Origin of the sequence: Conexibacter sp. CPCC 205762 (assembly GCF_030646155.1) — a bacterium.
Classification (GTDB): Bacteria; Actinomycetota; Thermoleophilia; order Solirubrobacterales; family Solirubrobacteraceae; genus Conexibacter.
This window is the reverse complement of sequence record NZ_JAUTDN010000005.1, coordinates 1-13,115: the sequence shown is the minus strand read 5'-3', so window position 1 is coordinate 13,115 and position 13,115 is coordinate 1. Positions and strand designations below refer to the sequence as shown.

The 13,115-nt window shown below is 71.5% G+C and carries 13 protein-coding genes; 7 read left to right on the top strand and 6 right to left on the bottom strand.

Annotated features, from left to right (window positions below; genetic code table 11):
• Positions 1–52 precede the first annotated feature (52 nt).
• Entirely contained in the window at positions 53–616 is a 564-nt protein-coding gene (locus Q7L73_RS06635; protein WP_304687279.1) for a hypothetical protein, read from the top strand.
• Positions 617–641: 25 nt separating this feature from the next.
• Here the strand turns inward: Q7L73_RS06635 and Q7L73_RS06630 are convergent, their stop codons facing one another.
• Both Q7L73_RS06630 and Q7L73_RS06625 read right to left on the bottom strand, forming a co-directional pair.
• Entirely contained in the window at positions 642–1,391 is a 750-nt protein-coding gene (locus tag Q7L73_RS06630; protein WP_304687277.1) for a Crp/Fnr family transcriptional regulator, read from the bottom strand.
• Positions 1,392–1,605: 214 nt separating this feature from the next.
• The gene (locus Q7L73_RS06625) at positions 1,606–2,493 is read right to left on the bottom strand and encodes a class I SAM-dependent methyltransferase (protein WP_304687276.1); all 888 of its coding nucleotides are present in this window, start codon (positions 2,491–2,493) and stop codon (positions 1,606–1,608) included.
• Between the two features lie 33 nt (positions 2,494–2,526).
• On the opposite strand from Q7L73_RS06625, the gene Q7L73_RS06620 reads away from it, so the two are divergent.
• A complete protein-coding gene (locus Q7L73_RS06620; RefSeq protein ID WP_304687869.1) occupies positions 2,527–2,994 on the top strand; it encodes an RNA polymerase sigma factor in 468 nt (155 codons plus the stop codon).
• Positions 2,991–3,674: a transcriptional regulator gene (locus tag Q7L73_RS06615; RefSeq protein ID WP_304687274.1), complete on the top strand. Its 684-nt coding sequence runs from the start codon at positions 2,991–2,993 to the stop codon at positions 3,672–3,674. The genes Q7L73_RS06620 and Q7L73_RS06615 overlap by 4 nt, the downstream gene beginning before the upstream one ends.
• Positions 3,675–3,753: 79 nt before the next feature.
• Here Q7L73_RS06615 and Q7L73_RS06610 read toward each other — a convergent pair whose 3' ends face one another.
• The 4 genes from Q7L73_RS06610 to Q7L73_RS06595 form a co-directional block, all read right to left on the bottom strand.
• Positions 3,754–4,773 (bottom strand): hypothetical protein, encoded by a 1,020-nt coding sequence (locus Q7L73_RS06610; RefSeq protein ID WP_304687272.1) that lies wholly within the window; start codon positions 4,771–4,773, stop codon positions 3,754–3,756.
• A 106-nt stretch (positions 4,774–4,879) separates the two neighbouring features.
• Positions 4,880–6,091: a cation:proton antiporter gene (locus Q7L73_RS06605; RefSeq protein ID WP_304687270.1), complete on the bottom strand. Its 1,212-nt coding sequence runs from the start codon at positions 6,089–6,091 to the stop codon at positions 4,880–4,882.
• A 31-nt stretch (positions 6,092–6,122) separates the two neighbouring features.
• Positions 6,123–7,037, bottom strand: a complete 915-nt coding sequence (locus Q7L73_RS06600) for an MYG1 family protein (protein WP_304687268.1) — start codon at positions 7,035–7,037, stop codon at positions 6,123–6,125.
• Between the two features lie 283 nt (positions 7,038–7,320).
• Positions 7,321–8,349, bottom strand: coding sequence for a DUF2600 family protein (locus Q7L73_RS06595; protein WP_304715512.1), 1,029 nt, complete (start codon positions 8,347–8,349; stop codon positions 7,321–7,323).
• Between the two features lie 183 nt (positions 8,350–8,532).
• Between Q7L73_RS06595 and Q7L73_RS06590 the strand changes: the two genes are divergently transcribed.
• From Q7L73_RS06590 to Q7L73_RS06575, 4 genes are read left to right on the top strand one after another with little or no spacing between them, the layout of a single operon-like run.
• The gene (locus Q7L73_RS06590) at positions 8,533–9,111 is read left to right on the top strand and encodes a PadR family transcriptional regulator (protein ID WP_304687264.1); all 579 of its coding nucleotides are present in this window, start codon (positions 8,533–8,535) and stop codon (positions 9,109–9,111) included.
• Positions 9,108–9,833, top strand: coding sequence for an ATP-binding cassette domain-containing protein (locus tag Q7L73_RS06585; protein ID WP_304687263.1), 726 nt, complete (start codon positions 9,108–9,110; stop codon positions 9,831–9,833). Before Q7L73_RS06590 ends, Q7L73_RS06585 begins: the two co-directional genes overlap by 4 nt.
• A 1-nt stretch (position 9,834) precedes the next feature.
• Positions 9,835–10,542, top strand: coding sequence for an ABC transporter ATP-binding protein (locus tag Q7L73_RS06580; protein WP_304687262.1), 708 nt, complete (start codon positions 9,835–9,837; stop codon positions 10,540–10,542).
• Positions 10,542–13,061, top strand: coding sequence for an ABC transporter permease (locus tag Q7L73_RS06575; RefSeq protein WP_304687258.1), 2,520 nt, complete (start codon positions 10,542–10,544; stop codon positions 13,059–13,061). Before Q7L73_RS06580 ends, Q7L73_RS06575 begins: the two co-directional genes overlap by 1 nt.
• Positions 13,062–13,115: the final 54 nt, after the last annotated feature.

Here is a 13,115-nt window from a genome sequence, read left to right as displayed (position 1 = left end):
CGCGCGGGTACCCCTCTCGTGCCGCCGGAGAGAGTCAGAAAGGGTGTGGGCCATGTCGGAGAACTGCGGGCACGCGAGCCATCAGACGATCAGGCTCAGCAAAGGCAAGCACGCCGCGCCGACCGAGGGCGCCTGCGTGATGGAGCTGGCGTCGATGCTGGCGGGCGAGCCGTTCAGCGACCGGCCGGCGACCGCCTGCCCCGTGATCGGCGGCTTCCTGCGGGCCTACAACGACCGCATCGACGACCAGCGCCGCCAGGATCTCTACAGATACGCCGCCGAGGTCGTCGCCACGCGCGGCAGCGCGGACGTCGAGCGGGCGCGCGAGCGCCGCTGCCTCGAGTGGGCGGAGGAGCGCAAGCGCGAGCGGGCTCGTCCGCTGCGCTGGGTGACGCGCACCGCGCCCGCGGTCGTCGACCGGCGACTCGGGCTCGACGCCGCCGGAACGTACGCGGCCCGGTCGATCCGCCGCCATACCGACCGCAGCCATGTCGCGGCGCTGGCGCTGATCGACGAGCTGATCGCGATGGGACCTCAGACGGGCGGGACGGGTGCGGAGGACAGCTCCGCGAAGGGCGCCTCCGTCGCAGGGCAGAAGGCGACGAGCGCCGGGTGAGGAGCGCGACGGCGTCGCGGCCTGGTCAGGCCGCGACGCCGTTGGGCGCCAGCACGCTCAGGTCTTCCGGCGGGTCGCCGGTCAGCAGCCAGTGGCCGTCGTCGTCGCGCCGCAGCAGCGAGCGGTCCGTCAACGTGCCGAGCGCGGAGGTGACCGACGGCCGCTGCGCGCCGACCAGCAGCGCGAGCTGGCGGTGGGTCAGCGCCAGCGGCACCAGCACACCGTCCGCCGTGACCTTGCCGTAGCGGTCGGCGAGGTGCCAGAAGAAGGCGAGCAGGCGCACGTCGACGCGCTTGAGGCTGTGGATGCTGACCATCACGGCCAGATCCTGGGCGCGCTCGTTCGCGCGCGCGACCAGCGCGGTGATCAACGGCGGCCAATGGGCGACGACGCGCAGGAAGTGCTGGTCGAGCACTGCGACGCGCAGCGGCTCGATCACCTGCCAGTCGACGTCGTGGCGCATCGGCGCGTCGAGGCCGGACTCGTCCCACGGGCGCAGGATCGTGCCCGGACCGATCAGCTCGCCGCAGCGGGCCTCGGCGACCGTCACGTCGCGGATCACGAGCCCGTCGAGCACGAGCAGGCCCAGCTCGACGTCGGGCATCGGGTGGGCCTGTGGATCCCACGGCCCGGAGGGGATCTCGGCGATCGCGGCGACCGCGTGCTGACGGCAGCGGGCGCGATCGGCTTCTCCGAGAACGCTGCGGAGACCGGCGTCGTGGTCGAGCACGTAGACGAAGCGGTCGCCTGAACGGGTTGTATCGCTGACACTCATCCCGTCCCAGCAGTACCCGTTCAGGGCGATTCGCTCTCTCGGATTTCCGTTCCGGCTGTGGGATGCGAGCGCCGACGACGCCGTGGTGCGCCGGCGACGCCCGTCCCCACAGGCGATTACGGGCGGATGATCGCCGGACGGATGATCGGCCGGATGATGGGACGGATGATCTGCATGACGGGTATCACCTCCTCTCTGTGATCGTGGTCGCGCGTCACGCGCTCAGGCTCGCGACGTAGACGAGCTTCGTGTGGACCTCCTCGTCGGCGTCCTCGTGGAGGACGCCGCCGGTGGACTGGCCCAGCACGGCTCGGCAGTCGAGCCCGGCGGACGCCAAGGCGTGGCGGATCGTCTGCTCGGGGTGGTGGCGCTGGACGTGGCGGCTGACCGTGCGGTCGCTGCCTCCCAGCTCGATCGTCGCCGAGCAGAGCGTGCCCGCGACGATCGGACCGGTCGTCTCGCCGCGCCAGATCGCGTCCGCGAGCGGGCGCTCGAACGTCGCGCGGGTTGAGAAGCCGTCGCGGTACGTCGCGAGCGTGTTGGTGTCGAACAGGAACAGGCCGTCCGGTTCGAGGCGCCCGGCGATCGAGGCGAAGGCCGCGGCGAGGTCGGCCGGGTCGAGCAGGTAGTTGACGGCGTCGTCGAGGCAGGTCACGAGCGCAAACGCGCCAACTTCTGGCAGCTCGCGCATGTCCGCGACGAGCACCCGGTCGGCCTCGAGGACACCCGCGCGGCGCGCCTGCGAGACCATCGCGGGGGAGAGGTCGCAGGCCCACACGTCGTACCCGCGGCGGACCAGCGGCTCGAAGCTCTTGCCGGTTCCGCAGGCGACGTCGAACGCCCGGCTGCCATGCAGTCCGTGCGCTTGAGCAAGCGCTTCGAGGCGCCCGATCCAGCCGTCATGGTCGTAGCCGTCGGTGAAGCGGTCATAGAACGGTGCCAGTCGCTCATACGCGAGGAGGGCAGCCGAGGCGGTCGCGGTCGTCGTCATGACAAGCAAGACCCGCTGACTGCTCACAACCGTTTCACGCAGTTCGAAAAATTTTCCGAAACGTCGATATTTGCCGATGTGGCCGGAGGAATCGCGGGGGATCGCGAGCACCTGCCGGGAGCCGCAGAATGGGATTGGGAGCGGATGCGGGCGGCGGCGACACGGGAGGCTCGTCGCTATCTCCTGGCATCACACGACGTCGATGACGCGGTGCAAGAAGCGCTGATGCGAGCGTGGCGTCGACGTGCCAGCTGCCGGGGCGAGGACACGCTGCCGTGGATGCGGCAGATCGCGCGCAACGAGGCGCTGCGGCTGCTCGACCGCCGCAGAACGCGCTCTGAACGAGAGCTGCTCGACGACGAGACGCTGCTCTCCACGGTCTCCGACGACGCTGCCGAGGAGGCGACCGAGAACCTGCTGCGGAAGCTGCAGGTGGGCCAGGTGATGGGACAGCTCTCCGTTGATGACCGCCGGTTGCTTGCTCTACGCTATGCAAAGGATTTGAGTCAACCCGAGGTGGCCAGGATGCTCGGAATTCCGGAAGGAACCGTGAAGGTCCGACTCCACCGACTCCGAGGACGCCTGCGGAAGGAACTCGAGACGAGCCGATGAAGCCGTACTCAGACATCACTGACCCACGCCTGATCAAGGCGCTTGCGCATCCGTTGCGGATCCGCATCCTCGCGATTCTGGAAGAACGCGAGATGGCAAGCCCGAACGAGCTTTCCGAGATGCTCGGCGTCTCGCTCGGCGTGATGAGCTACCACGTGCGGCGCCTGCACGCGCTCGGCTTCCTCGAGCTCGTCAGACGGACGCCGCGGCGCGGCGCGATAGAGCATCACTATCGCGGCAAGGCGCGCCCGGTCGTGACCGACGAGGGCTGGGCCGAGACGCCGTCGATCGTTAAGCGCGCGATGGTCGGCGCCTCGCTCGAACAGGTCACCGGCTACGTCAACAAGGCCGCGTCCAGAGGCGGCTTCGACCGCCCCGACGCGCATCTCAGCCGACGGTCGTTGACACTTGACGAGCGCGGCTGGAGACAACTCGCGGTCGAGCTCGAGAAGCTGATGAGCAAGGTCGACGAGATCGAGGGCGAGAGCACCGAGCGTCTGCGCGAGGCCGGCGAGGAGCACGGCGACGATGCGCTCACGAGCGGCATCGTGCTGATGCTGTTCGAGGCCGCCGGCGTGCCCGAGAACGACGCGGCCGCCGCCAAGGGCGAGCACCTCGGCCGCCGCTCCAGCCGCCGTCCGCGGCCGCTGCACGCGGCTGCCGGCGCCGAGCTCGACTGAGCCCGGCGCCTCCCGCACGGGGCTGGCCTAGAGCCAGCCCCTCCAGCATTGTCAGCTCAACAGGCGGAGACCGCCACGTTCAGCCCTTGACGCGGTAGATCGCGCCGGTCACGTCGCCGGCGTAGACCTGGCCGGCGTGTGTGCCGAGCGCGACGACCGGGGCGGCGAAGCCGACCAGCAGCGGCTTCGGCTTGGCGCTGCCGCCGGCGAGCGGGATCGAGACGACGCTCGGGCCTCTGCCGGTGCCGGTGAAGAGCGCCAGGTAGATCCGCTGGCCGATCACGCCGATCCCCATCGGGGAGCTGTGCGCCGGCAGCAGCGCGAGCGGTCTGGCGAAGCCGGCGCAGGCGGCCGGCTTGGACCAGTTGCAGCTCGGGAAGCCGTAGTCGTCGCCGTCGCGCGGCGCGATCACGTAGTCCGGCGGCTGCGTTCTGCCGAGGTTCTCCTGGCCGAGCGCGGTCGCCAGCGGCGTGTCGGAGCCGGGCGCGAACGTCAGCTGCCACGGCTGGCGCAGGCCGCTGGCGTAGGTCGTGACGTCCTCGCCGCGCTTCGTCAGCGAGATGATCGACTGGGCGAACGGCGCGTCGACCTTGGCGTGGTCGCCGTTTCTCCCCATTGTGACGCCGGCGTACAGGCGGGCGTCGGGACCGAGGGCGATCCCGTTCAGGTTGCTGAACCCTCTCGGACCGGTCCAGATCGCTCTGAAGCCCGAGCTGAAGCGTCTGCCGTTCCAGCCGCTCGCGGCGACGAGCCGGGGGCCGGAGGAGGCGAACAGCGTTCTGCCGTCCCAGGCGAGCCCGTAAATCGCCTTGGGCGCCCCCGCGACGCGCGTCGCTCTGCCCTTCGCGACGGTGTAGAGGCCGCCGGGCGCGCTGCCGTCCTCCGCGCCTGCGCCGGAGACGAACGTCGTCGTGCCGGCGAACGCGAACGCCGTCGGGGTCGGGACGCCCTGCGCCAGCGTCGTCACCTTCGCGCCGTTGGCCGCCTTCGGCGGGGGCGGCGGGCCCTGTGGTCTTCTGGCGGCCGACGCCGTACCGACGGTCAAGGGCGCCAACGCCAACGTCAGCGTCGCGGCGAACGCCATCCGCGAACGGTTCATGCAGTTCCTCCTGGTTGGAATCGTGAGGCTCACGAGCCTGACAACGGTCTTACGCCGTGGCACCGGGGTCCTCCCCCGAAGTTCGCCCGAGGCTCCCTCGAACGGCCTATGCGAGCGCCGGCTGGGGCGAGACGTCCGGCGGCGGCGTCGGGTCGAGGTCGCCGCGCAGTCTCAGCGCGACGATCGGGAAGATCGCGGTCGAGCAGATCGCGGCGAGGATCAGGCTGGCCGCGGTCGAGGAATGCATGTGGCCCTCCTCGACGGCGATCGTCGTGATCGCGACGACCAGCGGCAGCTCGGTGGCGCTGAAGAAGGCGAGCGCGGCGCGGTCGCGGGCGGCGAGCACCCTGCGGTACAGCACCATCGCCGGCACGCCGCGGACGATCAGGAACAGCACGAGGAACAGCGGCACCTTGAGGAACTCGATCGGGTCGCTGGTGAGCGCACCGAGGTCGACGCCGATGCCGGAGGCGACGAAGAAGAACGGGATCAGGAAGCCGTAGCCGACGGCGGTCAGCTTCGACTCCAGCACCTCGACCTCGCGGCCGCGCAGCGCCAGCCGCAGGATGATGCCGGCGACGAAGCCGCCCAGCAGCAGGTCGAGCCCGAGCGTCGCGGCCAGCGCCGCGAGCGCGAAGACGATCACGACCGTGAAGCGGATCGCCAGCTGGCTGCTCGTCTCCAGCGTGCGCTCGAACAGCTCCCAGCCCTGGCCGACCCAGCGGACCGCGAAGACGCCGGCTATCACCGCCAGGATCACGAAGGCGAGCAGGATCAGCGCGTTCTCGATCGCGCCCTTGGTCGAGAAGACGAGCGTGATCAGCAGGATCGGGCCGAACTCGCCGATCGCGCCGGCGCCGAGCAGATAGGTGCCGAAGCGCGTCTTCAGCTCGCCGGCGTCGCGCAGGATCGGGATCAGCGTGCCGATCGCGGTTGTCGCCATCGCGGAGCCGACGAACACGAGCGACAGCACGATCCCCATCGCGGCGAGGATCCCGCCGAGCGTGTACGCCAGTACCAGTGACAGCAGCCAGCCGAACGCGGCGAGCCGCAGCGGCTCGCCCTTGATCCGCTCGAAGTCGATCTCGTAGCCGGCGAAGAAGAACAGCATGCCGAGCCCGAGGTTGGCGAAGAAGTCGATGAAGGCGTCGCGCTCGGCGATCCCGAGCACCTCGGGGCCGATCACGATCCCCAGCACCAGCTCCAGCACGACGACCGGCACCACCAGCCGCCGCGCGAACAGCCCGGCGAGCACGGCGGAGAGCGCCGCGACCGCGACGATCGCGAGGAAGGAGCCGCTGTCGACGTCGACGGTCACGGGCGCGGCACTCTACTGCGCGGAGTGGTCGTCAGTCCACGTGCGCGAGCGCCTGCCGCGCCAGCTCCAGCGCGCCCTCGCGGCTGCCGGCGACGGCCATGAAGCGGCCGATGTGGCAGAAGCGGGCGTCGGCGACACCGGTCACCTCGGCCAGCTCGGCGTCGGAGCGGCCGGCCCACGCCTCCGGCAGATCCTTGCGGTTGGCGAACTCTCCGAGCACGCGCGGGACCGCCTGCAGGCCCCAGTCCTGCTCGCGCGGGTAGAGCACGTAGAGCGCCTCGGGCGCGCTCGGGACCAGCTCGCGGTGCCACGGCAGGCCGCGGTCCAGCTCGATCAGGCGCGGGTCCTCCGCGCGCGTGATCGCCGCCCGCACCAGCTCGGCGGCGCGCACCGACGCCGACGCCGACGCCAGCTCGCGCGTGAGGATCCCGTGCGCGAAGGCGAGCGCCTCGTCGAAGGCGGCGCGCTTGGCGTCGGCCGAGGCCTCCTCGTCCCAGTTCGGGTTGAAGGCCGCGATCGCGTGCGAGACCGTCACCGGCGCGACGTCGGCGATCAGCGGGCTGCTGATCGTCTGGCCGGTGTCGTTGGCGTCGACGGCCTGCACCAGCACCTCGTCGATCCGCCGCGCGATCGTCTCGGCCTGCTCGCCGCCGCCCGCGATCCGCGCGCCGAACTCGCGCCAGACGAGCCCGAATGAGGCGTAGCGGATCCCGTTGGGCCGCTCGCCGGCGCCGCCGCGCTGATGGTGGTCGAAGTCGCCGCTGGCCGGATCGTCGCGCTGGCCGACGTCGACGCGCAGGTCGGCCGCGGCGAGCAGCTCGGGGTCGCGGCTGCGGACGATCTCGAGCGGGCCAAGGGCGGGCTCGACGGCGACAAGCCGCGTCAGCGCGGCGAGCGCGAAGACGTCGTCGGCGTGGAAGGAACCGGAGTGGGTGGCGACTCTCATCGCCGCTCACGGTAGGGCATCGCGCGGAGCGACGGCTGAGGGCCCGGCCGGGCCGGAAGAGGGGCTCGGCGCGCCGCGGGGGATGCGGCGCGCCGGAAGCCCTCGTGCTCTTGGGGGCGCGGGCGGCTCAAGGGGAGTTTCACCGCCCGTCACGAGACTCGAACAGGGGGGATGCCGTCGAGTCGTAGAGCAGTGACGGAAGATACGCCGCTGTCACCTCACGGCCAATACCTGCGGTGCGAACACTCAGCCTGCAAATGCCCGTGGTTGCGGGAAGTTTCGCTCACGACGACTGCTTGTGCACCCGCCGCCAGACGCGCAGGACCGGCACCAGCAGCCGCACCAGCGAGCCGCCGCTGCGCGCCAGCGCGCGCGTCGTCTCGCGCAGCTCGGGGCTGTTCGCGCCGTCGGAGGAGAGGAACAGCGCGATCATGCAGCCGACGATCACCGCGTGCCTGCCGCCGCGCGGGAGCGTCCGCGTCAGCCGCATCGAGGTCGCGACGCACTCGTGCAGACGTGCGATCGCCGCTTCGTGGCTGTCGTAGTGGAGCAGGTAGCTATGGCCGCCGGGGGCGCGATCCTCCTCGAGGTCGGCGTAGCTGTCGAGCATGGTGGTCGCCAGCGCGACCCACGGCCAGTGCAGGCCGGCGACCGCCTCGATCTGCCCGTCGCTGACCGTCGGCTGCGCCGCCAGCGCGAGCAGCGCGTGCACGATCAGCGTTGCGCTGGCACCCGCGCTGAGCTCGAACCAGGGGTGCTTGCGTTCTGCTGGGAACTCCTGCTGCGCCCACGTGCGCAGATAGTCGTCGCGGCGTGCGGGGTCGAGCTCGTGGTTGAGCCCGAGCACGAGCGAGCGGCGCGTCTCAAGCGCGATGTGCTCACGCACCCGCTCGAACGAAGGCAGTCGCGCGCACCCCTCGCGGCAGCAGCCGACGAGCGCGGCCAGGTAGCCGCCATCGTCGCCCGTGCCGTTGTGGCGGTACCAGTCCGACAACGGCCCGCCGGGGTCGAGTGCCTCGCGCAGCGCCTGATGCAGCAGCTGGCCGTTCTCATAGGTGCGGCAGCGCTCGCTGACGTTGTCGAGGTAGTCGACGATCGTCTCGTATGCGACGAGCACGCGCAGCAGCGCGCGATCGCGATGTGCCGGAAGGATCGTGAAGAGCGCCGCGCCGTCGGCGTAGCCGCGCTTCTCCAGCAGCGACGAGATCGCGTCCGCGCGCAGGTCGTGATCGGGGATCGCGTTCGCCAGCGAGCGCCACCGATCGATCTGATCGGCGGTCAGTTTCCTGGACCAGCGCAAAGTCCGCCACACCGATGACACGAGCGCGACCGTCAACGCAGGAGTGAGTGGCGACGCGTCCCTCGCAGCGTCGTACGGCATCCCGCGCGTGACAGTACGCGGGACCACCGACAGGAGGTGCCGACACCGCCTACCGGTGGCGCAGAGAGGGTCGCTTCAGGTACCTTCTCGTTTACTGTTCACCGGGGATGGGGAATGAGCGGAGTCTCGACGAAGCATGTGGTGCTGGGGCTGCTGGTCGAGCGCCCTGGCTACGGATACGACCTCGGCCAGCGGCTTGACGAACGGCTCGGCTTTCTCGGCCTGTCCGAGAACGTCGTCTACCGGATCCTCGACCGGCTCGAGGACGAGGGCTGGATCGAGGAGATAGGACAGCGCAGCTTCGGCCGCACGCGTCGCGGCGCCGCGCGCGTCATGTACGGCCCGACCGCCTCGGGGATCGAGCGCTTCCGCGACTGGATCGCCGAGCCCAACGACCGCGCGGTGCTGCGCGACGAGCTGCGCACCAAGCTCGTGCTCGCCGATCCCGACGACCTGCCGAGACTGCGGGCGGCGGCCGAGGCGCAGGCGCGTGAATGCCTCGCCGAGCTGGAGCTGCTGCGCCGGCCACTGTTGGCCGAGGCCGCCAGTCGAACCGTGCCGTGGCAGAACGCCGCGGCGATGCTCGTCGACGACTTCAGAATGCGCTGGCTGCAGTGCCTGATCGACTGGCTCGACGCCGTCTGCGGAGTGCTCGACGAGCGCATCGAGGCGACGGCGGCGAGCAAGCGATGACACTGCTGCGGCTCGACAGCATCTCGAAGGCGTACGAGCGCGGGCCGCGACAGCTGAGCGTGCTGAACGACGTGACGTTCGCGCTCGAGGCCGGCGAGTTCGTCGGCATCTACGGTGCGCGCGGTGCCGGCAAGACGACGCTGCTGCGGATCGCGGCCGGCTTCGACCGGCCGGACGACGGGGCGGTCACGTTCGCCGGCGCGGCGCCGACCCTCGTCGGAAAGCGCCGCCAGCGGCACGCGCCCGGTGCGATCGCCTGGGTCGAGCAGAACGGGCCGCACAGCGGCGAGCTGCCGATCGAGGTCTTCGTGGCGCTGCCGCTCTACCGCGAGCTCGGCCCGTCCGTCGCACGCAGGCGCGCGTCGGAAGCGCTCGCGCGCGTCGGTGCCGATGACGCCGCCGGCGCGCGCTGGAGCGACCTGTCGGATGCCGCGCGGAAGCTGGTCACACTCGCTCACGCGTTGGTGCGTCGGCCGAGGCTGCTGCTCGCGGATGATCCCGCCGCAGGACTCGGCGTGATCGACCGCGAGCGCGTCACCAGCCTCCTGCACGCGGCCGCACACGACGACGACTGCGCGGTCCTGATGACGGCGCCCGAGCTGGCGGCGACGCGTCACGCCGACCGCGCCCTGCTGCTGAGCCGCGGTCAGCTGCTGACGCCGGCGGTGCGCGACGAGGACGGGACGGTCCTCCCGTTTCCCGGCCAAGAGCGACGCGCCTGAGATGCTCGAACTGGATGCGCTCGTCAAGCGCTACCGCGGTTTCGGCGGCGAGACCATTTGCGCGCTCGACGGCGTCTCGATGACGGTCACGCCGGGTGAGCTGATCGCGCTCTACGGACCGAGCGGCTCCGGCAAGACGACGCTGCTCGCGATCGTTGCGGCGCTGATGCGTCCCGACTCCGGATGCGTCGTCGTCGACGGCGTCGACGTCGTCGGGCTGGGGGAGCAGGACGCCGCTCGCTACCGGCGGCTCGAGCTCGGCTACGTCGGCCAGTCGCTGGAGCTGATCGCCGGCGTCCCGGCGATCGACAACGCCGCGCTGAAGCTGTTCGACACGCGCATCGGTGTCCGTGAGGCGCATCGTCGCGTCGTGCCACTGCTCGACCGGCTGGGGCTGGGACAGCGGCTGCGGCACCGCGGCGACCAGCTTTCCGCGGGCGAACGGCAACGGGTCCTGATCGCACGTGCGCTGGCGACCGATCCGAAGCTGGTCGTCGCCGACGAGCCGACGGGGAGCCTCGACACGGAGCGCAGCCGCGAGGTCCTCACGCTCCTGCGCGAGCTGTGCGAGGAGCGCGGAGTGGCGATGCTGCTGGCGACGCACGATCCACAGGCGGCGGCGTTTGCCACACGGACGCGCGCGTTGCTGGACGGGCGCTTGGTCGATCGGCTGCCGGATGTGCCGCTGGCAGGGTTGCAGGAGCGCTGATGCGCTTCTCGGCGCTCGTCCACCTCTACCGCGTCCGTCTGCGGGCGCGGGCAGTCCAGGAACTGCTTGCGCTCTGCGGGATCGTCGTCGGCGTCGCGCTCGTCTTCGCGGCGTTGATCGCCAACACGAGCATGAGCGGGTCGGTCCAGCAGCTCGCGACGGGGATCGTCGGCGAGGCGTCGACGCAGATCACGAGTCGCGGATCGGGCGGGTTCGATGCCGACGTGCTGCGGCAGGTGCGCGCGACCGACGGGGTCGCGGCGGCGGCGCCGATCGTCGAGGCGGCGGCGACGGTCGCGGTCGGAGGGCACAGCAAGTCGGTGACGCTCGTCGGCGGCGATCCCGGACTGGCGCGCATCGGCGGCACGCTGCTGCGTCAGTTCACAGCATCCGAGCTGGCGAGACAGCGGGCCGTGGCGTTGCCGGTGCCGATCGCCGACGAGCTCGAGGCGGGCATCTACGGGCCCGTCAGAATCGACACCGGCGCGACATCGACCACGGTCCCGCTCGGGGCCGAGCTGCGCGACAAGGACATCGGCACGCTCGTTCACAGCCCGGTCGCGATCGTGCCGCTGGCGCTTGCGCGCGAGTTGACCGGGATGGAAGGCCGGACGTCGCTGATCTACGTCGTCGCCAAGCCAGGACGCGAGGCTCAGGTCGAGCAGGCGTTGGACGCGCGCTTCGGGGACCGGCTCAACGTGCGCCCGGCAGACTTCGATGCGCAGGTGTTCGATCGGGCTGCCTATCCCACCAGCCAGTCGACGACGATGTTCTCGGCCTTTTCGGCGCTGGTCGGGTTCCTGTTCGCTTTCAGCGCGGTGCTGCTGACGGTGCCGCAACGGCGCCGCCTGGTGACCGACCTGCGTCTCTCCGGCCATCCCGCATGGGTGCAGCTGCAGGTGATGGTGTTCGACGCGGCCGTGCTCGGGCTGGCAGGTTCGCTGCTCGGACTCGCGCTCGGCGACCAGCTGTCCCGCCAGCTGTTCGCGGCCGCCCCCGGCTACCTGGCATACGCCTTCCCGATCGGAACTCAGCGGATCGTGACCGTCGAGAGCGTCGTGGTCGCCGGCGGAGCCGGACTGGTGGCGGCCTGCGTCGCCGTGCTCGTGCCGCTGCGCTCGATCATGCGCGATCGGCCCGCGCCGTCGGAAACCGAGCAGAGCGGGCACGTCACGGGCCGAGGCGTCATCGGAATCGGCCTGCTCGCGCTCACCGGGACGACGGTCATCGTGCTCGTGGCACCACGCCTGGCGCTCGCCGGTCTCTTTCTGCTGACGGTCGCGCTGTTCGCCCTGACCGGGCCTTTGCTGCGGATCGCGGTTCGTGGGTTCGAGCGCGTGACCCGGTCGCTGCGGACGCCGGTGCCGATTCTCGCGACGCTTGAGCTGCGCTCGGGCGCGGCGAGACTGCGAACGCTCGCGCTCGCCGCGACGGGCGCCGTCGCGGTCTTCGCGACTGTCTCGATCGGCGGTGCCCATGCCGATCTCGTCCGAGGGCTGGACAGCTCGGCCAGCGACTTCGACGCCAACGGCGACGTGTGGGTGACCGCCGCGGGTGGGGCCGGCACCTTCGCGGTCACGCCCTTCGTGTTGCCGCGCGATGCGCTCGACGCGGTTGCGCGGGTCGACGGGGTGGCCGGCGTCGGGGTCTACCGCGGCAGCTTCCTCGACGTCGGCGACCGGCGGGCGTGGGTGCAGGCGCCGCCGCGCACGGCGCCGCTGATCGTGCCGCCGTCGCAGCTGCGCGACGGTGACGCGCGGCTCGCGGCGGAGCGGTTGCGCGGCGACGGCTGGGTGGTGCTGTCGGACGCGATCGCGCGGCAGCTCGGCGTCGGCGTCGGCGATTCGGTGCTGCTGCCGACGCCGCATCCGCGGCCGCTGCGGGTGGCGGCGATCTCGACCAACATCGGCTGGCCGTCGGGCGCGATCGTGATGAACGCGGACGACTACGCGCGGCGCTGGGCCAGCGCGGAGCCGAGCGCGCTGCAGCTGCGGCTTGATGCGGGCGCCGACGCGGCGACCGTCGCGGCGGCGGTGCGCGCGACGCTGCGGGACGGGGTGGCGACCGAGGTCGAGACGCAGGCGACACGGCTTGCGCGCCACCAGGCCGCGACCCGCGACGGGCTCGAGCGGCTGACGCAGATCTCGGTGCTGGTGCTGGTGTCGGCGATGCTGGCGATGGCGGCGGCGATGGGCGGGATGATCTGGCAGCGGCGGCCGGCGCTGGCGGCGCTGAAGGTGCACGGCTTCCCGGAGGGCGAGCTGTGGCGGGCGCTGCTGCTGGAGAGCGGGCTGCTGCTCGGCACCGGCTGCCTGATCGGCGCGGTCTTCGGGCTCTACGGGCAGCTGCTGCTGAGCCGGGCGCTGGAGACGATCACCGGCTTCCCGGTCGTCTACTCGACCGCCGGGATCGTCGCGGTCGCGATCCTCGCGCTCGTGACGACGGTCGCCGTCGCGATGCTGGCGATCCCGGGCTGGCTGGCGGTGCGGGTCAGGCCGTCGCCGAGCGCGGCGGCGTAGGCGGCGGGCGCGGCGGCGGCGGGGCGGGCGCGCGGCCCGGCGCGGCGTCGCGCG

Coding starts and splice junctions, on each gene's coding strand:
- Q7L73_RS06600 (WP_304687268.1), bottom strand. CDS start 7,037: ATGAGAGTCGCCACCCACTCCGGTTCCTTCCACGCCGACGACGTCTTC.
- Q7L73_RS06590 (WP_304687264.1), top strand. CDS start 8,533: ATGAGCGGAGTCTCGACGAAGCATGTGGTGCTGGGGCTGCTGGTCGAG.
- Q7L73_RS06615 (WP_304687274.1), top strand. CDS start 2,991: ATGAAGCCGTACTCAGACATCACTGACCCACGCCTGATCAAGGCGCTT.
- Q7L73_RS06580 (WP_304687262.1), top strand. CDS start 9,835: ATGCTCGAACTGGATGCGCTCGTCAAGCGCTACCGCGGTTTCGGCGGC.
- Q7L73_RS06575 (WP_304687258.1), top strand. CDS start 10,542: ATGCGCTTCTCGGCGCTCGTCCACCTCTACCGCGTCCGTCTGCGGGCG.
- Q7L73_RS06585 (WP_304687263.1), top strand. CDS start 9,108: ATGACACTGCTGCGGCTCGACAGCATCTCGAAGGCGTACGAGCGCGGG.
- Q7L73_RS06620 (WP_304687869.1), top strand. CDS start 2,527: ATGCGGGCGGCGGCGACACGGGAGGCTCGTCGCTATCTCCTGGCATCA.
- Q7L73_RS06630 (WP_304687277.1), bottom strand. CDS start 1,391: ATGAGTGTCAGCGATACAACCCGTTCAGGCGACCGCTTCGTCTACGTG.
- Q7L73_RS06610 (WP_304687272.1), bottom strand. CDS start 4,773: ATGAACCGTTCGCGGATGGCGTTCGCCGCGACGCTGACGTTGGCGTTG.
- Q7L73_RS06635 (WP_304687279.1), top strand. CDS start 53: ATGTCGGAGAACTGCGGGCACGCGAGCCATCAGACGATCAGGCTCAGC.